The sequence below is a fragment of the Haloarcula mannanilytica genome (assembly GCF_005406125.1).
In the GTDB taxonomy this organism is placed as follows: domain Archaea; phylum Halobacteriota; class Halobacteria; order Halobacteriales; family Haloarculaceae; genus Haloarcula; species Haloarcula mannanilytica.
Genome location: NZ_BIXZ01000006.1, coordinates 65,470 through 86,751, shown reverse-complemented (window position 1 = coordinate 86,751; position 21,282 = coordinate 65,470). Strand labels below are relative to the sequence as shown.

Annotated in this window: 17 protein-coding genes; 6 read left to right on the top strand and 11 right to left on the bottom strand. The window is 61.1% G+C overall.

What is annotated here, in order from left to right:
• Positions 1–185 precede the first annotated feature (185 nt).
• The 4 genes from Harman_RS15350 to Harman_RS15335 all read right to left on the bottom strand — a co-directional run bounded on the left by Harman_RS15350 (position 186) and on the right by Harman_RS15335 (position 3,236).
• Positions 186–1,175 carry a DMT family transporter gene (locus Harman_RS15350; RefSeq protein WP_137684661.1) on the bottom strand — a complete coding sequence of 330 codons (990 nt, stop codon included), beginning with the start codon at positions 1,173–1,175 and terminating at the stop codon, positions 186–188.
• Positions 1,176–1,464: 289 nt separating this feature from the next.
• The gene (locus tag Harman_RS15345; RefSeq protein WP_137684660.1) at positions 1,465–1,734 is read right to left on the bottom strand and encodes a DUF7571 family protein; all 270 of its coding nucleotides are present in this window, start codon (positions 1,732–1,734) and stop codon (positions 1,465–1,467) included.
• A gap of 120 nt (positions 1,735–1,854) precedes the next feature.
• Positions 1,855–2,472 carry a class I SAM-dependent methyltransferase gene (locus tag Harman_RS15340; protein WP_137684659.1) on the bottom strand — a complete coding sequence of 206 codons (618 nt, stop codon included), beginning with the start codon at positions 2,470–2,472 and terminating at the stop codon, positions 1,855–1,857.
• A gap of 332 nt (positions 2,473–2,804) precedes the next feature.
• Positions 2,805–3,236 carry a pyridoxamine 5'-phosphate oxidase family protein gene (locus Harman_RS15335; RefSeq protein ID WP_137684658.1) on the bottom strand — a complete coding sequence of 144 codons (432 nt, stop codon included), beginning with the start codon at positions 3,234–3,236 and terminating at the stop codon, positions 2,805–2,807.
• Between the two features lie 101 nt (positions 3,237–3,337).
• Here Harman_RS15335 and Harman_RS15330 point away from each other — a divergent pair, with 101 nt between their 5' ends.
• Complete coding sequence (locus Harman_RS15330) at positions 3,338–5,173, top strand: bacteriohemerythrin (RefSeq protein WP_137684657.1); 1,836 nt, start codon at positions 3,338–3,340, stop codon at positions 5,171–5,173.
• Between the two features lie 373 nt (positions 5,174–5,546).
• Here the strand turns inward: Harman_RS15330 and Harman_RS15325 are convergent, their stop codons facing one another.
• The 3 genes from Harman_RS15325 to Harman_RS15315 all read right to left on the bottom strand — a co-directional run bounded on the left by Harman_RS15325 (position 5,547) and on the right by Harman_RS15315 (position 9,017).
• A complete protein-coding gene (locus tag Harman_RS15325) occupies positions 5,547–6,395 on the bottom strand; it encodes a hypothetical protein (RefSeq protein WP_137684656.1) in 849 nt (282 codons plus the stop codon).
• A gap of 90 nt (positions 6,396–6,485) precedes the next feature.
• Positions 6,486–7,412: a hypothetical protein gene (locus tag Harman_RS15320; protein ID WP_137684655.1), complete on the bottom strand. Its 927-nt coding sequence runs from the start codon at positions 7,410–7,412 to the stop codon at positions 6,486–6,488.
• Positions 7,413–7,718: 306 nt separating this feature from the next.
• Positions 7,719–9,017, bottom strand: a complete 1,299-nt coding sequence (locus tag Harman_RS15315) for an amidohydrolase family protein (RefSeq protein ID WP_137684654.1) — start codon at positions 9,015–9,017, stop codon at positions 7,719–7,721.
• 142 nt (positions 9,018–9,159) lie between these two features.
• On the opposite strand from Harman_RS15315, the gene Harman_RS15310 reads away from it, so the two are divergent.
• From Harman_RS15310 to Harman_RS15300, 3 genes are all read left to right on the top strand, one after another.
• Positions 9,160–10,503 carry a dihydroorotase gene (locus Harman_RS15310; RefSeq protein WP_137684653.1) on the top strand — a complete coding sequence of 448 codons (1,344 nt, stop codon included), beginning with the start codon at positions 9,160–9,162 and terminating at the stop codon, positions 10,501–10,503.
• Positions 10,504–10,655: 152 nt separating this feature from the next.
• Entirely contained in the window at positions 10,656–11,915 is a 1,260-nt protein-coding gene (gene thrC / locus Harman_RS15305; protein WP_137684652.1) for a threonine synthase, read from the top strand.
• Between the two features lie 236 nt (positions 11,916–12,151).
• Positions 12,152–13,558 carry a uracil-xanthine permease family protein gene (locus Harman_RS15300; RefSeq protein WP_137684651.1) on the top strand — a complete coding sequence of 469 codons (1,407 nt, stop codon included), beginning with the start codon at positions 12,152–12,154 and terminating at the stop codon, positions 13,556–13,558.
• Positions 13,559–13,596: 38 nt separating this feature from the next.
• On the opposite strand, the gene Harman_RS15295 is transcribed toward Harman_RS15300, so the two are convergent.
• The 4 genes from Harman_RS15295 to Harman_RS15280 all read right to left on the bottom strand — a co-directional run bounded on the left by Harman_RS15295 (position 13,597) and on the right by Harman_RS15280 (position 18,477).
• Positions 13,597–14,631, bottom strand: coding sequence for an LLM class flavin-dependent oxidoreductase (locus Harman_RS15295; protein ID WP_137684650.1), 1,035 nt, complete (start codon positions 14,629–14,631; stop codon positions 13,597–13,599).
• A gap of 89 nt (positions 14,632–14,720) precedes the next feature.
• Complete coding sequence (locus Harman_RS15290; RefSeq protein ID WP_137684649.1) at positions 14,721–15,713, bottom strand: ABC transporter permease; 993 nt, start codon at positions 15,711–15,713, stop codon at positions 14,721–14,723.
• Positions 15,713–16,813 carry an ABC transporter permease gene (locus Harman_RS15285; protein ID WP_137684648.1) on the bottom strand — a complete coding sequence of 367 codons (1,101 nt, stop codon included), beginning with the start codon at positions 16,811–16,813 and terminating at the stop codon, positions 15,713–15,715. Before Harman_RS15285 ends, Harman_RS15290 begins: the two co-directional genes overlap by 1 nt.
• Positions 16,813–18,477: an ABC transporter ATP-binding protein gene (locus Harman_RS15280; protein WP_137684647.1), complete on the bottom strand. Its 1,665-nt coding sequence runs from the start codon at positions 18,475–18,477 to the stop codon at positions 16,813–16,815. The genes Harman_RS15285 and Harman_RS15280 overlap by 1 nt, the downstream gene beginning before the upstream one ends.
• A 307-nt stretch (positions 18,478–18,784) precedes the next feature.
• On the opposite strand from Harman_RS15280, the gene Harman_RS15275 reads away from it, so the two are divergent.
• Together Harman_RS15275 and Harman_RS15270 are read left to right on the top strand one after the other, a co-directional pair.
• Positions 18,785–19,948: a BMP family ABC transporter substrate-binding protein gene (locus tag Harman_RS15275; RefSeq protein WP_137684646.1), complete on the top strand. Its 1,164-nt coding sequence runs from the start codon at positions 18,785–18,787 to the stop codon at positions 19,946–19,948.
• Between the two features lie 194 nt (positions 19,949–20,142).
• Complete coding sequence (locus tag Harman_RS15270) at positions 20,143–21,270, top strand: BMP family ABC transporter substrate-binding protein (RefSeq protein WP_137684645.1); 1,128 nt, start codon at positions 20,143–20,145, stop codon at positions 21,268–21,270.
• Positions 21,271–21,282: the final 12 nt, after the last annotated feature.

Below are 21,282 nucleotides of genomic sequence, written 5' to 3'. Positions count from 1 at the left end.
CTGACAGCCGGCGTGTCGGTTCCAGAGTGTCGACCGTTTCTTCCATCATACTGTTTAGGCCAGCCTAAATGGATAAAGCGTTTTCGAAAGTTAGGCGGCCCAAAACAGATGCTCGCAAACGTTCATGATATACTGAGCCACGAGTCCGTTTAGCAGAGAAATACCCAGTACTGTCGTCAAGGACCTCAGTCGTGGGTCCAGTACGTGTTCCCGCTGACGACGACACAATCGTCCTGTGGCCCACAGGGTCGGTGCGACGGAGAGCCGGTGTGCCGGCGGCGGAGCGACCGGAGCACGTCGGCTTTCACCCACGCAAAGCCGACCACGATGACTGCAAAACCGGCGACAGTGACCGAACTGAGTGTCTCACCGAGCAGGAGCCAGCCGCTGAGAGCTGTCACCGCCGGAACGACGTACGAAACTAAACTGGTTTCGGCCGCCCCGACAGTGCTGACCAGTCGGAAGTACAGCAGGAACCCGATGGCGCTGGCGACGATGCCAAGGTAGGCGATTGCTGCGATCTGTTCGAGACCGACCGAGACAGTTCCGAGTCGCTCCGATGGCAGCCCTGCGCTGATGAGGTGCAGGATGGCGGCACCGAGCAGCGTCATCCAGGTCTGGATGCTCACGAGCGAAAGCGAACTGGTGTAACGTTCGGTCAGGACTGCGCCGACGGCAAAGGCCACCGCCGAACTGATGAGCAGGACAACACCGAGCAGTCGGCCGCCGATCGCTCCCGGTGTGGGGTTTGCGATGATAACCACGCCGATGAACCCACAGACGGTGCCGATGAGTTCGTGGGGGCGGACCGTGTAACGCGGCAACAGCGTCGATGCAAACGCCGGCGTCACCACCGGTGTGAGACTGAGCAAGATTGCGCCGAAGGAACTCGGGACGTACTGCTGGCCGAGAAACAGCAGCGCGAAGTGTGCGCCGATGAGAACAGTGCCGCCAATGAAAATCAGCGACCAGTCATCGCGGGTCTGTGGGCGCAGCGCCCGGCCCTGCCAGAGGGCGTAGCCCAGCAGGACCACCGCTGCGATGTCGTGTCGGACCGCCGCCAGCAACACGGGCGGAACGCTTTCGAGACCAGTCTTGATCGCCACAAAAGAGAGTCCCCAGATGAGTGCGAGCGCAGCAAACAGCAAGCCAATATGTCGTGTCGAGCGTGTCATTCCAGTAGAGAACAATGGTACGTGCTGGAGGAGTATGAAGCTTCTATCGCCACTGTGACGCACACACACGGCTTCTTTCACGGTTCTCGATGTTTAGAAATTGACCGAATCAGTGTGTAGTCCCAACGCTATCGAAGACAGTTATCCCGAGACGTGCCGTTTCACTGGCGCTCTCCGAACAGGAGTCCATTTACTCACCAGATATGTAGCTTCAACGGTAAAATTCGGGCCGTCACTCGCGGTGATGCATGCGATCGAATCTCAAGGGTCACCGAGCGGATGACCCAGATCAGGTCGACATCGCGTCGAGATGCCAGCCGGGGTCGGTCCCGGTTTCGTCTATGTGCTCGGACCGACATGCCGGACAGCAGTCAGGGACAGCAGATTTCGAGCGTGGAACGTACACCGCGCCGTCACACTTCACGCAGGCGTCCGCAACGACAGTGACACAGTCGGCACAGAGGTTGAAATCGTCGACTGTGAGCTCCCGCAGGGGTTCGAGTTGTTTGTCCAAGAGGTACTCGTCGATAGCCGCCTGACAGTTTTGGCACAGTTGCATAGCGATCCAACTTGACCCATGATACCACGACACAAATAGTTGCTGCACGGGTATCGATTATGAGAGAGATGGCGGCTACACAGCGACGGGAGCGGCGTGAGACAGCAGCGAACTGAGCGGCTACGGCGAACGGAACACGCGTATGGTGTCCCGAGACGTGGGTTCCCGGATAAGCTGTGCGAACCCGAGTTCGGAGAACACCTGCTTCCAGTTGCGGTGATACAGCGGAAAGTCGTCGTCGACGTAGCTCACTTCCGTATCAGCCCGTCCGCGCTCGGGGCTGTTGCCCTCGTTTTCTGCGATGACGAGCAGGTCGCCGGCGATACGGGCGATCTCCTCGAACACCCACTCGTCGTCCGGGTGGATATGCTGGAGTGTCTCGACCGAGTAGACGACATCGAACGCGTCGTCCTGGAATTCAGTTACGATGTCCTCCAGGGCACCGGCGTGGAAGGTTCCCGAATCCGAGAGCCGCGGGTAGTGGTCGGCCATCACCTCGAAGGCGTCGTCGTTGATGTCGATACCGGTGAGGTTCCCGTAGCCGTGGTTCTGTAAATGTGCGAGATGGCGGCCGGAACCACACCCCAGTTCGATGATTCGGGCGTCGTCGTGGACGTAGTGGTCGAGCACGTTGACCAGCGTCTCGCTCACCTCGTTCGGCCCGATCTCGGCGTAGTACGATGGCGAGAACTTCCCGGAACGGGAGGCCCAGTCGTCTCGAACGTCGTCCGGGTCCATACCCGCCGTACATCGTTGTAGAATAAATGTACCACGAAGTGCGTCTCGGCAGGAAGAGGTGTCAGTTTCGAAGCTGTCGACCACGATTCCGCAAATGTGCGCGCTCCCGCCATCCAACGGCCGATGGACCTTCCACCAATGGAGCCTAAGATTCGTCATGGAGCAGTCGGTCGGCTCGCGTTTCCAGTTCAGTCTCGTCTTTTCGCCCCTCGCGTACTGCTATGTGAGCGTCTCCAGTGACTTCGACTGTCCGAACGAGGGCCGCCGGCAGCGAATACTGTACTGAGGGCTGCTTCAGCGGCCGATAGGGTGCCCCAAGTCGCTGCCAGGCGTCATCCAACTCGGAACTCTCGTCCGCTCCAGTCATCGATTCGGAGTTCGTAGGGTGTCGTCGTCGATGTGTCGTCCCAACTGACTGGGTTGGGGGCGAACTGTGTGTTGCTAGCCAGCGAGGCGAGGGCCGGCTCAACATCGCTGTAAGTCGTCTCGACCAACGTCCCAGTAACGATCACGCTTCGCCACACAGATCGCGGCTCGGTCTCTTCGTAAACGGTGAACCCGACGTTGGCGTCCGCTCTCAGAGCCCGGTGTTTTCGACTCCCGTCGCTCTCTGACAGGTGAAACGCGAGGCTGTCCGACGCCGGATCGTACCCGAACGCGACCGGGATCGGATACGGGTTCCCCGTCGGACTGGACAGTGCCAGGACGCCGATTCCGTTCTCGGTGAGGATCTCGACAACCGCCTCGTCACTTAATTCTCGCATCCCGGCTGTCGTAATACTGGAAACTACTTGGAAAGTAAACCGCATTTTCATTCGGTGAGAACATGAGAGTCGCTTTTCAAATACGGGTGACCAGACCAGGTATGGGAACGAATTCGTCGGGGGAGTTCGCCGAATGGGACGAGGAGCGGTACAGCACCAATATCGACCGGTTCGATGAGCAGCACAAGCGCCTGTTCGGACTCCTGAACGACCTGCACACGGCGATGAACGAGGGCCATTCCGAGGAAGAGGTCGGCGATATCCTCCGCGAACTCGAACGCTACACCGAGTATCACTTCGGTGACGAGGAGGAGTTCATGCAGAACTGCGGCTACGCTATGGACTGCAGCGACTGTTTCTACAATCACCGCGAAATGCACGAGGAGTTCGCCGGGAAGGTGCGAGAACTCCGCGAGAAACACGAGAACGGGGAGTACGTCACGATGGAGGTCCTGACAGTCGCCCGGGACTGGCTCGATGCGCATATCGCCGCTGGCGACGAGGACCAGAACTACGCCGACTACTTCCAGACGGAGGTCAGCGACGACTACGAGTACGAACCCGGGCAACTGTATCAGGACCGAACGGCATCGGAAGACCCCGTTCCAGTTGACCGCCAGAGCGCGGACGCCGGCGTGCGCCTCGACAGCGATATCTACGACGGCGGCTCGCTGTCAGTCCCGGAGGGGTCAGTAGCATCCTGGTTCGAAGACATCGCGTCAGACCACGGGGACCGGACCGCGGCGCTGGTCCAGGGTGAGGACGGCTTCGTCGAGCGGAGTTTCAAAGAGATGGCGGAGCGGGCGAAGGCGGTCGCGGGTGGCCTCCTCTCAACGGAACTGCGCCCCGGAGATCGAGTGGCAATCAGAGCGCAGTCCCAGTACGAGTGGTCCGTGCTCGATCTGGCCTGTCACTTCGCCGGGCTGGTCCCGGTCGCACTCTACCCGTCTGCGAGCGACGACCGGGCGGCACAGGTAATCGAACGGACCGGCGCAACCGGACTCGTGGCAGCGGGAGACGTGGCCGAGGGCCTGGCGATGACCGTCGAAACCGTGCTCGATTTCGATGCCTTACCGACCGCTGAGGCGCGAGTGCTCCCCGGACTCCAGGCGGACGGTAACGAGGTCGCGACGGTCGCGTTCGACGTGGCCGCCCCCGCAGAGCAGGCCGGCTGCGCGTTGACACACCGAAACCTCCTGGCGGCAGCAGAGAGCCTCCGCAAGGCGCTTCCCGTCGGACCCGGGGCGACCGGGACCTGTTCGCTCCCACTGGCACACATCTATCAGCGCGTCTCGACGTACTATCTCTGGGCGACCGGAAGTGCCGTCGCCTACCTCGGAGCCGAGGAGTTCGTCGACCAACTGGCAGCCATCGAACCCGACGTGCTCGTCGGCGTCCCGAAGATGTATCAGCAACTCTACGGCACGATACAGGACCGTCTCGGCGATATGGGCTGGATGAAACGGAAGGTCGGCGGTCGGGTTGCCTCCTACGGACAGGGAATCGTCAACGGACGGGGGACCCCGCTCAAATACAGCGCCGCGGACCGACTCGTGTACAAGCCGCTGCGGCGAGAGGTCGGACTGTCGAATCTCACCTACGCCCTCTCAGGGACGGGCCGTCTCGACGACCATCTGCTGTACTTCTTCCGCGGATTGGGCGTGCCGATAGCCGAGCTATACGGCTCCGTCGGAACAACCGGCGTCGGCGCGTTGAATCCGGCGGACTCCTATGTCGAGGGGGCAATCGGCGAGCCGATGCCGGGCGTTGCAATCGCTGTCTCCCAGAACAGGGAGCTACTGGTCCGTGGCCCGACCGTCCTCGGTGGGTTCCTCGATGACGACCAGACTGGCTCACAAACACTCCGAGACGACTGGTACCACACCGGTGAAGTCGGTGAAGTCGGGCCGGACGGCAAGTTGTCCCTCGTCGAGTGAGTACTGGCGGGCGAGCGGTCAACAGCGCCGCTTGTTGTTCAGCCGCCCGAAATCGCGGTCACGGCCGGGTCAGACGAGCCGCGACCCGAATGCGACGAGTCTGGATTCAGAAAGCGTTGTCTGCCTTCGGTGTTCCCGTCCGACAGTCGAGACAAACGAATATACGAATTCTACACCCATACTATGGCAATTCCCGCATGGATTCTCCCTATATTTGTCTTATAGCATCCGATGCAGAATATATAAATATATCTGAGTTCTTTATTGTCCATCTAACTGTATTCTGGCCTATTCTGAGAGTGTATATCTTTCAATAGATCGGTATGAATTGCGAAGCAGAAATCAGAGAAAGCTGTGGTAGTCTCCGAGATAGTCACGGTGTCGGTTCTTCGGACTCGGTGAGTGAGGGCGAATCGGGACGGGCCTCGATCAGAAGTCGCCGATTAACAATGTGTTCGGTGATAGCAGTGCGGTCGAGAATGTCCGTTTCACTTGTCCCAGTTTCGGGGTCGCCGGAGTACCGCCGAATCTTGAACGAATCCATCGCGTTTCGGTGCTCCGAGACTGGTTCGATAATTTCGAGGTACTCGTCGGTGGCAGTGTTACGATAGGTTGCTCCCGCGGTACAGCCGACGACAGGAACATCTACAGGCCACTCCCACGCGAACTCCCGACGGTACTGGTCAAACTGCCAGACGATACGTGCCGGGTTTAGATCGTCGTCAGCCGCTCCGAGAGTAGCCGTGTCGAGTGTCCGATCCCAGTAGTCGACGACACAATCCCTGAGGTCGTCCTGGAGAGAGTCATCGACCAGCTTCTGCTCGAGCGGATACCCGATTTCGATAGCCACGATAGCATGACGGTCGAGATGCGTGAGACACCGTTGGCATTCGGTTTCGAACACCGAGAGTCCGAGTGGGGTATCGACAGTCAGGTGTGCCAGTTCGGTTCCACAGTTGGGACACCAGAGAAACAACACCCCGCTGTCCACAGCAGACAGTTCGCCAAGCACGGTCAGGTCATCGAATGCCGTGTCGGCGCTGTTCGCACGAGAGTCAGTGATCGTCTCAGGGGCGTCCCCGACGACATCGTCGGCGTATTCGGCCAGCTTTCGGTCTTTCAGTAGTGACTTGATAACGGAGTCATGCGAGGAATGGGACTCCGCGTCCCGTATCTGCTCTATCCGTTCTTTCGTCCATTCTCGTACACGAATAGTTCCCATTTGTCATACGTTTAAACCACGCCCCATTAATGTTTTCTATTTATCATTAAGGTATCGCCCGCAGTCCGTGCCCTGTTGCACGAGATCGAATTAATGGTTCGCAGCGGTGATGCGGCGCTTGATTTCTGTATTCGAGACGCGTATCTGATCGGCGGCCAGCCGATGAGTTACGAGGTCGAGGAGGTCCAGTTCGGACAGCAATCGTCGGGCGTGACTCTGGCTCAGGTCCAGCCGCTGAGTCACTTCATGGAGAGAGTTCGATCGGTTAACTGTCCGCGCGAGTTCGGAGACGGTCAGTTCCTGTGAGACGCCCAGACCGTCTGCGACCAGATTATCCTCGCTGTCCTGGGAATCCGATTCGGCGAGGAGGGCTGCGACGGACTGAGCCCCCAGTCCGTCCGACTCCTCGGGCTCTCCGTTCTCGTCGGCCGGGTCGTCAGGCGGGTCCGAGTCAGTCGATGCGGACGCGTCAGTGTCGGTCTCGGAATCGGTCGACACATCAGCAAGGCTGAGTCCACCCGCCTGTGGCGTCGTCTCGGTCGGGTCATGAATGTCGTACTCCACCATGTATCGGCGCACAGTTTCGGAGGTCACGTCAGCGTCGAGCGCTTCGGTCATCTCGGGGAACGTGTCACATGCGTCGTAGGCAGCCTGGAGTGCCTTGGGGTCCTTATACGCCGGCACGGAATCAGCCTCAGAGAGGGTTTCTACGAGTTCGTCTGAAGCGTCTCCCTGCTCCGTCGACGGCGTGGGGATGTCAGTTCCGACTGGGACAGTGACCGTCACGTCAATCTCGATACGCTCGTTTGTCAGCTCGAACTCCTCAGCATCGACGGACACGTCATCGTGCAGCGACGCCCCGCCAAACACTGGCGTGGCGAGCGTCAGATCCGCGCTGATTTCCTCGTTTTCTGCGGTCGTCTGTCCTCGAACTGAAACCGTCTTGACCTCCGTTTCGGTTGACTCAACACATTGGAGTACCTGCGTGAACGTCTCAAAGGCGTCACTAACTACCATATGTCACTCACGCACACAGACCCACTATTACATACTGGAATAGGAAATTTTTGCGAAGCCACACGATAGCGAGTAATTCCCGTTAGTAACCTCGCTACGGCCGGAATACTGTGTACACAGAATGTACACACTGACAGTAAATTCAGAATATTGACCAATATTTTACAGACTTAGGGTGTTATAAAATTCAAAGTGAATGGCGACCCCGCCAAGACAGCTGTTGTAAAAGATTTACACACTTAGGGTGTTTATTTTGAAAGCCCTTTTTGACGCCCGAAAGAGAACGGTCCCGGTCCACCCACTGCCCTACAACCGGTCCCAGAGTTCGGCGCTCGCATCGCCGACAGCGGCCATATCTGTGTCGGTAACCCCGGCAACGCCCGACTGCTGGTCATACACAGCCTCGCCGTCGATTATTGTCCGAGTAACGTTCGCACCGCTTGCGGCACTGACGACGTAATACGGGGCGCTTCCGGACAGCACCGGATTGGGTCCCAGATCCAACGTAACGAAATCACCGCGTTTGCCGACTTCGATACTGCCGACAGCATCGTCCATCCCCAGCACCGCCGCGCTACCGATGGTCGCCCATTCGAGGGCCGTCGCCATATCGAAGCCACTGGGGTTGCGTTGTTTGAGTTTGTGGATCCCAGCGGCTGAGCGCATCGTCTCGAACATGTCGGGATCCCAGCCGTCATCGCCGAGACCGATTGTCATCTCGTGGGCCTGCATGGTCTCCACATCGGCGATTCCGACGGCGTTGTTGATGTTGGAATAGGGGTTGTGGGCGACACGGACATCGTTGTCGGCCAGGATTTCGATTTCGGACTCGGTCGAGTGGACGCAGTGAGCGGCGATGACCTCGGCGTCGAAAAAGCCCATGTCTTCGAGCGCTGGCACCGGACGTTTCCCGTAGTCGGCGATGGATTCGTGAACGTCGACCAGCCCTTCTTCGAGATGGATCTGTATCGGTCGGTCGTCGTCGGTGGCCCGGTCGACACACTCCCCGACGATATCTTCGGTGTTGGTAAACAGCGTGTGGAGACAGTAGTGGCCGGAGACTGTGTCGTACCTGCCCTCTGCTTCGTCGATGAAGCGCTGATTTTCCGCGATGCCGTCTCTGGCCTGGGCCTCGGAGTGTCTGGCTGTCGTCTCGAAAGAGATCATCCCGCGGATCGGGGTCTGTGCGACGCCCTCGGCAACGGCGTCGAGACCGCCAGGCAGCGTGTTCGGTCCCGAATAGTTGTCACAGAACGTGGTGACGCCGCTTTGCAGCATCTCGGCACAGGACCCCAGCGCAGACAGCCGAGCGTTACGCTCGGTAAACGCTTCATCCACGTTCCACCAGATGTCGACGAGTGCTTCATAGAAGCTCTCGGGAGAGGTGTCCAACGGCGCGCCGCGAATCGGGAGCGCGTACATGTGGGTATGGCAGTTCACTAACCCGGGGATAACGACTTCGTCAGTGGCATCGACCACATCTGCGCCCGACGCGTACCCGTCCTCGATGGCGACGATTTCACCGTCTTCGACAACGACGTGTGCCTCCGACCGGACCGTACGCGCATCGTCCATCGTGATGAGCGTCCCTGCGTTCAGTATCACAGATTGGGGGATACTGGCAGCCGACTAAAAGCTGTCTCCGCCCCAGAACAGCCGTATCAGCCATCCGTTCACAAGCAGTTTGTTGGGAGATGTGGCGTGTCACACACCAACTGTTTTCGTCGTTCGCCCTGGCCGTACTGGCATGACAGATATTCACATCACAAACGCACGGGTGGTGAGAGCGGGGAGCGTCCAGCAAGGTGAGATTGTGATTTCCGACGGGACGATAGATGCCGCTGGTTCGGCATCGTCGGTCCCGACCCCCACTGACCCGGAGACCGTCATCGACGCCGACGGCATGGTCGCGCTCCCGGGCGCTATCGACGTACACACGCACATGCATGACGACGACCTGTTTCCGGACGGCATAGACTTCGCGTCCCAGACCGCAAGTGCGGTCGCTGGTGGGGTGACGACGGTCATCGAGTTACCGACGCAAACGCCGGTCACAACCCCCGAGGCAGTGCGGAAGAAAGCGAAGACGTGTTCGGCACTCGCACACGTCGATTTTGGCCTTGTCGCGGGTAACATTCAGGATCCCAGTATCGACGTGACCGGCATCATAGACGCCGGGACGCCGGATTTCAAGACGTTCACCGCCGATCCGTACCTAGCGAGCGATGCGTCCATCGCACGGCTCATGCGACGCGCGGGCGATGCCGGGGGAACGGTTCGCGTTCACTGCGAGACGCAGGGACTTCTCGACGACGCCCGGTCGACTATCGACGGCGACGAACCCAACGCGTACATGGACTCGCGCCCGCTCGAAGCTGAGTTGGACGCGATTTCCCGGGCGGGCTATTTCGCGGAGTACGCCGACTGTCCGCTGCACGTTGTCCACATCTCAAGCGGGAGCGGTGCACGCGAGGGCGGCCGTTTCAAATCACGAGCGAACGTTCCCGTCACGCTCGAAACCTGCCCGCAGTATCTCGCCTTCTCGAAGGCCGACGTTGCTGAAAAGGGGCCATTCCTGAAAGTCAACCCCAGCCTCAAATCCGACGCCGAGCGGGGGCGACTCTGGGAGGCGGTTCGAGACGGGACAATCGACCTCATCGGCACGGACCACTTCCCGACGTACCGTGAGACCCGAAAAGCCGGCTGGGAAGATATCTGGGAGCCCTACGCCGGCCTCCCGGGTGTCGAAACGATGGTCGAGTTCCTCGCCAGCGAGGGGGTCCACGAGGGCCGGATTTCGTGGCCACGCCTCCACGAACTCGTCTGTGCGGCCCCTGCCCGGAAGGCCGGTATGTACCCGCGGAAGGGGTCACTGCGGGTCGGAACGGACGCGGACGTGATGCTCATCCGAGCGGGCGAGTACGAGGTGTCCGCCGCCGACCACACGTTCGTCGGTGGCTGGACGCCGTACGAGGGACAGCGCTGGAGCGCGCGTGTAGACACGGTCATTGCCGGGGGTGAAATCGTTGCGGAGGACCACGAAGTGCTGTCGAGGGCCGGTCGCGGACAGTTCCTGGACCGGCCGCTGTAGGGACCAGTCGCGGGGCTAGCGACGCCACAGGCCGATGTGTCGCGTGTGCGAGCAGTGTGTGGAGTGTGGCGGCGACGCCACCGAATCAACGCCACCACAAGCGGACCGAACCCACAGTACGGTTTTATATCCGGTTGTATTCAGGAGATAGTATGGGCATGACGCAAGTCACAACCCTCGAGTGTACACTCTGTGGGGCGGAGTACGACCCAAACCAGGTCATCTACACCTGCCCCGAACACGAGGGTGTGAAGGGGATTCTCGAAGTGACATACGACTACGACGCTATCGACGACGCGTTCGACGGCGACCTCGGTGGGCCAATAGCGAGCCAGTGGAAGTACGAGGCGTTCCTGCCGGTCGCAGCGGACGCCGACATCGTGACGCTCAACGAGGGCGGGACGGACCTCTTCGACGCGCCGAACCTCAGCGATGCCTTGGGCGTCGAGACGCTCGTCAAAGACGACGGGCGGAACCCGACGGGCTGTTTCAAGGACCGCGCCAGCGCCATCGCGGTCACGAAAGCCAGACACGCCGGCCGCGACATCATCACCTGCGCCTCGACGGGCAACGCTGCCGCGTCGCTGTCGGGGTATGCCGCCCGCGGTGGGATGGACTGTCGTATCTTCGTCCCCGGTGACGCTCCGACGGGCAAGCTCGCCCAGCCGCTCGTCTACGGTGCGGACGTGCTGGCTGTCAACGGCAGCTACGACGAAGCCTACGACCTCAGCGTCGAGGTGACAGAGAAGTACGGCTGGTACAACCGCAACGCGGCCATCAATCCGTTCCAGGTCGAGGGCAAGCGGACTGTCGGCCACGAACTCGCCGACCAGTCTCTCGCCCGCGGGCACGTCCCGGACTGGGTCGTGTTCTCGATGGGCGACGGCTGTACGATCGCCGGGGCCTGGAAGGGGTTCAAGGAGTTCTACGAGATGGGCTACGTCGACGACCACCCCAAGATGCTCGGTGTCCAGGCCGAAGGTGCGTCTGCGATACACGACGCCTTTCACGACCACGAGAGCATCGACGATATCGCCGAAACACTGGCCGACTCCATCGCCGTCGGCCGCCCGCGCAACACGGTCAAGGCCTGCCGCGCGCTCGAACAGAGCGGCGGGACGAGCGTGCTGGTCTCCGACGAGGAGATCCTGGCAGCTGAGAAACTGCTCGGGAGCACCGAGGGCATCTACTCCGAACCGGCGGGCGCGACGCCCGTCGCCGGCGTCCAAACGGCGCTCGACCGCGGTATCATCGAACAGGACGAAACCGTCGTCGTCGTATCCACAGGTTTCGGCCTGAAAGACACGAAAAGCGCCGAGAAGGCGACCGGTGGGGTCGACCGGATCGATCCGGAGATCGCGGAAGTCGAGGGCCTGTACGGCACGGCCGAGGAAGCCGCGGCTGACGACTGACGCCTTCGGGAAACTGAGGCCTTCGGAGGACTGATAAGTCGGGTGCCGACTTTCTGACCGGACTTCGAGATACCTCCGAGCCGGAGGACTGTAGTTTCTAAACAGGTATCTTGATAGCCACAAGAGCGCAAATTACTGAGACAAACTGGTGTGTACCGTCGCCAAAATTAAACACATATGTTGATATTAGGATTTCAGTAGGTGGATTGAAAAGACAAGCGGTGGGATAGCGGCTCATGAGCGGTCCAGAAGCGGAGCAACAGTCGGTCGTATTGTACGATATCGAAGACAAACCGCCACTGGGGAAGGCGATTCCTCTCGGCATCCAGCACGTACTCGCGATGTTTCTGGGTAACGTCGCGCCCCCGCTGATCCTCGCTGGAGCCGTCGGCTCTGTCACAGGGGAGACGACGTTTCTCGTCCAGATGGCACTCATCGTCGCCGGTGTCGCGACCATCGTCCAGGCGTACCCGGTCGGCCCAGTCGGGGCGCGGCTCCCGGTAGTCATGGGAACTAGCTTCGCGTTTCTCGGCCCGCTCATCGGGATTGGGAACCAGTTCGGTATTGCCGCTGTCTTCGGGGCGTCACTGCTGGCCGCACCGGTCGAGATTCTCATGGGTGTCTCGTTCGACCGGTTTCGCCAGTTCTTCCCGCCGTTGGTCACCGGTATCGTCGTGATGCTCATCGGGCTAACGCTCATCCCCACAGGGATGAACTACGCCGCCGGGGCCTCGGCAGGGCCGTCAGCGGAGGGGTACGGCTCGTTCGTCAATCTCGGACTGGCGGGGCTCGTCCTGGTCGTCACGGTGGGTCTGAACCAGTTTTTTAAGGGGTTCCTCCGCGTCATCAGCGTGTTCGTCGGCATCGTCGTCGGGTACCTCGTCGCGCTCGCGCTGGGCGTGGTCGACTTCTCGGCCGTCGCGTCGGCCGGCTGGATCACCGTACCGGTCCCGCTCAAATACGGCCTCGCCTTCGAGCCGAGCGCCGTCGTCACCGTGGCCTTCCTCTATATCATCACCGGCATGGAGACTATCGGGGACATCTCGGGGACGGTGTCCGCGACCGGGCGGGATGCCACCCGCGAGGAAATCCGCGGCGGCCTCGTCGCCGACGGCGTGATGAGCGTCTTCGGAGCGGTATTCAACGCGCTCCCAAACACGTCGTTCTCGCAGAACGTCGGCCTCGTGAACTTCACCGGTGTCGCTAGCCGGTACGTCGCCGGTATCGGTGGCGTCGTCCTACTTGCCCTCGGGTTCGTCCCGAAGGTCGGCGCAGTCGTCTCGGCGATGCCCGACGCTGTACTTGGCGGCGGCGCACTCATCCTATTCGCAATGATATTCTCCTCGGGCGCACGGCTCATCACGCAGAACGTCGAACTCGACCACCGAAACTCGACTATCCTCGCCATGTCGATGGCGCTGGGCCTCGGCGTCGCCTTTCGTCCGGAAATCCTCCAGAACTTCCCGTCCGAGGTCCAGACGCTGTTCGGGTCCGCGCTCGTCACTGGGGGGATGGCCGCCCTCCTCCTCAACGTCGTGTTCCCCGGTGGAAGTGTCGGAACCGGACCAACTGAGTATACCGCCGGCCTGGAACCCGAGGTGACTGAGGCGGGAGCGGGCGCACCATCGGTCGACGATGATTAAAAAAGGCGCTGCCTCTCGTGTCGGCGCGAGACCCCCGACTACAGATAGCCGTCAGCGAACTCGTCGATCATCAGTTCGCGGTCGTCGCCCAGCGGATAGAGAATCGGGCACTGACAGCCCGTTTCCGCGTACTCACGGACCTTCTCGCGGCACTGCTCGGGCGTCCCGCTGGCCGTGAGCTTGTGAACTACGTCGTCCGGAATGAGGTGCATCCCCTCTTTGATATCGTCCTTGTCGGCCGGCCACCCGCCGATGGTCTCGCCGACCTCGTCGATGAGGTCCTGACTGACGCCGCTGGCTTTCATGATGTGGGGCTGTTGCCCGAGATACTGCGTGATGAGTTCGCGGGCGTTGTCCAGGGCCTGTTCCTCGTCGTGGTCCATCGAGCAGACGACCAGTTGCGGGCGGTCGATGTCGTCGAGCGAGCGGTCGCCGCGTTCCGCCCCGGTCGCCAGTGCGTCGAGAGCCTTCTCGTTGTACTCGGGACTGACGAGGTAGTTCAGCAGCGCGCCGTCGGCGAAGTGGCCGGTGAGTTCCAGCATCTTGAACCCGGTGCCGCCGACGTACACCGGGACGGTTCGGGGCCCGTCGTCACCGTGGACCACGTCCAGTTCCACGTCACGCATCTGGACGAACTCCCCGTCGTACGTGACGTTCTCCATGTCCAGCAGGTCCTGTGTCACTTCGACACACTCGCGCATCGCCCGCAACGCGCCGCTGCGGTCGATACCGACCTTCTCAGCCAGCGGGTCCCACCAGGCTCCGATGCCACACATAATGCGGTCCGGGCCGGCGAGTTCCTCCAGCGTGCTCATCGACTGGGCGATCAGCGCCGCGTTGCGCGTCCAGTTGTTGATAACGCCGGTTCCGAGTTTGATATCGTCGGTGACGGCGGCGTACGCACCGAGCGGGGAGACGGCGTCGCGTGCGAGCCGTGATTCGGCCTGCCAGATCTCGTCGATACCCTGCTGCTCCGCGTACTGCACGAGGTCGACGTTCGCTTCCAGCGAGTGTTTGTCCTGTAAGTAGATACCGACACGGTCGCCTCTCTCGAAGACCTGATTGGCGCTCATGAGACATGCGGGATTCAGCGAATGCCGATAAATAGATTTGGCCACACACACGGTCTGTGGGAGGTATTGGCGGCCGTTTGGGACGACGGTTAGTCCGTCTCGCGGCTGTAGGACTGCAATAGCGCCGACGGGACCGCGAGCTGGTCGCTCTTGGTCCGGATGACGGCGTAGGCCAGCACGAGGATCGTCGCCAGATACGGGTACGTCCCCATGATCTGTGGCGTCATGAGGAACTCGACGACGGGGTTGACGACGCCCGCGAGCGGCGCGTCGGGACCCAGCGTCAGCGAGATGGACTGCGAGCGGATGCGAAGCGCATCGAGCAGGCCGAACAGGTACGCCCCGATCAGCATCCGACGGGGCCGCCACTGCGCGAAGATGACCAGCGCAACGGCAATCCAGCCCCGCCCCGCAGTCATGCCGGGGACCCAGAGCTGCGAGAAGGCAAGGGAGAGATGTGCCCCGGCCGCACCGGCGAACCCGCCACCGATGAGCACCGCGAGATACCGCAGCCTGAACACGGACACGCCCATCGTGTCCGCCATCTCGGGGTCCTCGCCGACGGCGATCATCTCCAGCCCGAGGTTCGAGTGGTGCAGGAAGTACCAGACCACAAGCAGCAGGCCCAGCGCGAGGTAGTCCGTCGCCGTGCTCCGGAAGAAAGCCTCGCCGATGACGGGGATATCCACGAGGTACTGCCCGACGAGCGGGAGCGTCATCTGCGGGAAGCCGTCGATTGACTCCTCGACCCAGCCGGAGCCGAAAAACGTCGTGAGTCCGGTCCCCAGCAACGTCAGCATGACGCCGCTGATGACCTGGTTCGACTTCAGCGTGATACAGAGGAACGCATGCACCAGCGCCAGCACCATCCCGAGGAGGATGCCGACGCCGAACCCGAGCCAGTGGCTCCCCGTGAGGACGGTCGTGATAAACCCCCCGAGTGCGCCGACGAGCATCATCCCCTCGACACCGAGGTTGAGAACGCCCGCCCGCTCGCTGATGAGTTCTCCCATCCCGGCGAGCAAGAGCACTGTCGCCGCCTGGACGGTCGCATCGAGCAGGCCGGCGATGAAGCTCACCATCAGTCGTCACCTCCCTGTGGCTGGGCTGGGGCCTCCGTCGGCCCACGGTCGATATCGATACCGACGCGATAGCTCTTGAAGAACTCCGCAGTTATCAGGAAAAGGATGACAAGCGCCTGGATGATCTCGACCAGCGCCGCGGGCACGCCGAAAGCCACCTCCATGCTCGATCCGCCGACAAACAACACGGCGAAAAACAGGCCCGCGAGCAGCACCTTGAACGCGCTGTTGCGACCGAGCAGCGCAATCGGGATGGCGGTGAATCCGTATCCGGGTTCGAACCCGGCACGGTACCGACCCTGGGCACCGGCTATCTCGCTAATGCCCCCCATGGCCGCGAACGCGCCCCCGACGACGAACACCAGGAGGTACACGTAGAACTTGCTCATCCCCGCCTGTCGGGCGGCCTCGTCGTTCGACCCGACGAACGTGATTTCGAACCCGAGTCGCGTTCTCGTCATCAGGACGTAGGTCACCACGACCATACAGACGGCGACGAGTAGGCCGGCGTGAACGCCACTGACCAGTTCGGGAATCGTCGCGGCCTCGGAGAACCGCTCGGACTGCGGGAAGTTCCCGGTCCCGCCCTGCATCGGTCCCCGAAGGAGATAGCTCTGGATTTCGAGCGCGACGAACGTCAACAGGAGCGACGTGATAATCTCGTTGACATCCCACTTCGCACGCATATAGGCGGGGATGCCAGCCCAGATGCCACCCGCCACGGCTGCGGCGACGAACATCAAGGGGACCAGTGCGAGTCCCGGCAGCGAGAGGTTGAGTCCGATCCAAGTCCCCGCGAGCGCGCCGGCGACGAGTTGCCCTTCGGCACCGATGTTGAACAGCCCCGCCTTCAGTGGGAGGTACACCGCCAATCCGGTGAGAATCAGCGGCACCGCCTTCGTCAGTGTCTCGGTGAGGCCGAACTCGGTAAACAGCGTCTCGACGAACATCGTGGCGTACGCCGCGACGGGATTCACGTCGAGGACGACCAGTGCGACTGCGCTCACCGCCAGCGCGGCCAGCACGGTGAATACGGGCGTCCCGTAGGCCAGCCAGACGGGAATGTCCTCGCGTGCGTCGACGTTGACCGCGACGTTCATCAGCTCTCACTCCCCTGTGTGATCCCCGACTGAGGCGGCGACGCGACCGTCTCACCGCCGTCGTCGCCGCCACCGCCGGTCATCTCCAGACCGATCCGTTCCCGGTCGGCCTCGGCCGGTGTCGTCTCGTAGACGAACTCGCCCTCGTAGACGACGAGAATTCTGTCGCTCAGATCGAATATCTCGTCTAAATCCTCCGATATGAGAATGATACCGGTCCCCGCTTTCCGCTGTTCGAGCAGCGTCTCTCTGATAAACTCGATTGCGCCGACATCGACGCCACGGGTCGGTTGGTTCGCAATGAGCAGTTCCGGGTCACGGTAGATCTCCCGCGCCAGGATGAGCTTCTGGAGGTTCCCCCCCGAGAGGTCGCCCGCTTTGGTTTCGGTCACGTCGCTGACGCCGCGGACATCGAACTCCTCGACCAGCGTTTCGGCGTAGTCACGCAGTTCCCCGTAGTCAAGGAACGGCCGGTCGCCGAACCGCCCGTTCCTGAAGTCCTTCATCGTGGCGTTGTGCATCACCGAGAGGTCCTCGGCACAACCGTACTGGAGCCGGTCTTCGGGAACGAACGAGACGCCGTTCTCGACGAACGTCTTCGGTTTTGCGCCCGTGATGTCCGCGCCGTTGACCTCAAGCTTGCCGCCCGTCACGTCCCGAATCCCGGCCATAACCTCAGCGAGTTCCTTCTGACCGTTACCGCTCACGCCCGCGATACCGACGATTTCACCCTGTCGAACCGTCAGATCGATCCCGGAAAGCGCTTCGATATCCCGGTTGTCAGATGCCCTGATCTCGCGTGCGCGCAAGACAGGATCACCCAAGTCAACCGCCTCTCTGTCTATCTCGAACAGCACTTCGCGGCCGACCATCATCTCCGCGAGGTCCGCCCGGGAGACCGACGACACCTCCGCAGTGCCGACGTTTTGCCCCTCCCGGAGCACCGTCACCCGGTCGACGATGGCGTCGACCTCGGTGAGCTTGTGGGTGATGAAGATTATCGAGAGTCCCTCATCGGTCAGCCGTTCGAGCGAGTCAAAGAGCCGCTCGGCCTCGGTCGGCGTGAGAACCGCCGTCGGTTCGTCCAGAATCAGGAGGTCGACATCCCGGTACAGCGCCTTGAGTATCTCGACGCGCTGTTGCTGGCCGACATCGAGTTCCCAGACCTTCGCGCTCACGTCGATGTCGAACCCGTACTCGTCCGCAAGATCCTGAATCCGCTGTTCTGGGACATCGAGGCCTAACGAGAACTGCCCGGCGAGTGACTGGACGAGACTGTTGTTCCGGACTGCTGCCGGGAGCCAACTGTCCTCCGCATCCCTGCGGAACACAGTGGCCGGTTCACGCTCGCCGAGGACGACGTTCTCGGCGACTGTGAGGCGTGGTATCAACATGAAGTGCTGGTGTACCATCCCGATACCGGCAGCGATGGCGTCCTGTGGCGACTCCAGGTCGAGTCGCTCGCCATCGAGATAGATATCTCCAGCGTCCTGTGAGTAAAGCCCGTACAGAATCTTCATCAGCGTACTTTTTCCCGCGCCGTTTTCGCCTAGGAGGCCGTGGATTTCCCCGCGCTCGACGGAGAGGTCGACGTGGTCGTTGGCGACGACCCCAGGGAACTCCTTCAAGATCCCCTCCATCCTGAGCGTGGTGTGTTCGGACATGCTGTCTGGTCTTGGCCGGGTATCAACAATGTAGTGGCATAATTGTTTCCAAAGGCAGTGATATTCGCCGTCCAGACGGGATATACCGGACATTTGCCAAATGACAGTCGTTGTGTGCCAGTGGTCATCGTCATGGGAGACTCCGTCTGTCGTGGTCACCAGTAGTATGAACATATGATTTGATTACTGGGCAGATACCGTTGAATAGAGAGCCTTTTGTGGCACATATTTGGCCAAAAGTATAGTGAAAGCTGCGTGAACGGAACAATTTAAGTGAATGTTTCTGCAATGGCTACTCGGTTAGTTAATGGTTGACAAGAATCACAGTACGTCGAGACGGCAGTTACTGACGGCGCTTGGGGCGGCAGGAATTACTGGATTAGCAGGGTGTAGCGGTGACGGCGGCAATGGCGCTGACGGCGGTGACGGCGACGCCGAAACCGACACAACCACTGATACCGCGACCGATGGCACTGCAACCGGCAGTGATGGTGGGTCCGGGATGGACTCGGTTACGGCCGCCTGGGTGTACAACTCGGAAGTCGGCGATCTCGGCTGGTCATGGGCGCACAACGAGGGTCGGGAGGCGGTCGCAGAGCAGTACGACTGGCTAGAGACAGAGTACACCGAGGCTGTTGCGCCGGCTGACTCCGAACGGGTGTTCGAACAGTACGCGCAAGGGGACGCCGATATCATCTTCGGCTGTACGTTCGAGTATCAGGACCCGATGGCGGCCGTGGCAGAGCAGTACCCCGACACCTACTTCGAACACAACACCGGGTACCTGACAATGGAGAACATGGGGCGGTACATGGGCCGGATTTACCAGGCCCGGTATCTGGCCGGACAGGCCGCCGGAACCGTAACGGAGACGGACACGCTGGGATACGTGGCGGCGTTCCCGATTCCGGAGGTCATCCGTGGCATCAACGCCTACGCACTCGGGGCCGCATCTGTCAACGACAGCGCAACGCTGAAAGTCAGGTGGACAAACTCCTGGTTCGACCCGCCGACCGAGAGCGAAGCGGCCAACGCCCTACTGGACGAGGACGTGGACGTGATGGCACAGCACCAGGACTCCCCCGCCGCGCTCCGTGCCGCCTCCGATGCGGGAATCTGGGCCACCGGCTACGACGCCCCGATGGGTGATATCGCCGGCGAGAACTATCTCACCTCACCGATCTGGCACTGGGAGGAGTTCTACGGCCCGACCGTCGAATCCGTCAGGGACGGAACCTGGGAGTCCGACGCCTACTGGGAGGGGCTCGAATCCGGCATCTGTAGTCTGGACGACTGGGGACCAGAAGTGCCCCAGGAAGCGAAAGACACAGTCTCGGAGTCGCGGTCGGCGATACTTGACGAGGAACTGGACATCTGGACCGGTTCGGCGTTCGAAGGGGAAAGCGACGAGTTCCTCTTCCAGGAGATGAGTAGCTACGTCGACGCTGTTGAGGGGGAAGTCCCGAGCTGAACCTGTCGCCGATACCCAACTTCCGCAGCCACTGTGGCATTGGTGTTCCTTTCGGACTGTGTGCTGATTTTCGTGGTTTTCTAGCGTTCAGAACCAGACATACGACCAGTTCCAATCGAATATATTTGTTCGCTGCAAGATCAAAGATGGTATCTCTTAAGTAGGAGTTTCTGCTATTCCTACCCAGTTCAGTAATGGTGGATACGAACCGAACGATATCGCGACGGGAGATACTGGGTGCCCTCGGGGCGTCGGGGGTAACCGCACTCGCCGGCTGTAGTGGTGGTGACGGTGAAAGTAGCGGCAGCGACACGACTGACGGCACCGCGACCAGCGGCGCTGGCGGCTCCGGGGCGGACTCGGTGACTGCCGCCTGGGTGTACATCTCAGAGGTCGGTGACCTCGGGTGGTCTCATGCACACGACCAAGGGCGAAAGACAGTCGACGAGAAGTACGACTGGCTGGAGACCGAGTATACGGAAGCGGTCGCGCCTGAGGACTCAGAACGGGTCTTCGAGCAGTACGCACAGGGCGACGCCGACATCGTCTTCGGGACGACCTTCGGCTATCAGGACCCGATGTACACCGTCGCCGAACAGTACCCGGACACCTACTTCGAGCACGCGACCGGCTACCGGACCCGGGAGAACATGGGGCGGTACATGGGTCGGATCTATCAGCCCCGGTATCTGGCCGGGCAGGCCGCCGGGATGGTCACCGAGAACAACACCATCGGCTACGTCGCCGCGTTCCCGATCCCCGAAGTCATTCGCTCGATCAACGCGATGGCGCTTGGCGCGCGGTCGGTGAACCCGGACGCGACGTTCAAGATCCGGTGGGTCAACGCGTGGTTCGATCCACAGACCTCAGGCCAAGCGGCCAACTCGCTCATTGACGAGGGCTGTGACGTTATTTCCCAGGAACAAGACTCGCCAGCGCCCGTCAGAGCCGCCAACGAGGCGGACGTGTGGGCCTCCGGCTACAACGCACCGATGGGTGAGTTCGGTGGCGACAACTACCTCATTTCCCCGGTGTGGAACTGGGAAGAGGTCTACGACCCGACCATCTCCGCAGTCCGGGACGGAACGTGGGAATCCGATGCGTTCTGGGGCGGTATGGAGACGAACCTCCCCGCGCTCGACGAGTGGGGGCCGGAGGTCCCACAAGAGGTCAAAGACACCGTCGCCGAGACGGAAGAAGAGATCGTCAACGGCGAACTCGATGTCTGGGCCGGGTCCGAGTTCGAGGGCGAGAGCGACGAGTTCCTCTTCCAGGAGATGAACAGTTTCGTCGACGCAGTCGACGCCGAAGTGCCGGAATAGCGCGGTCCAGTC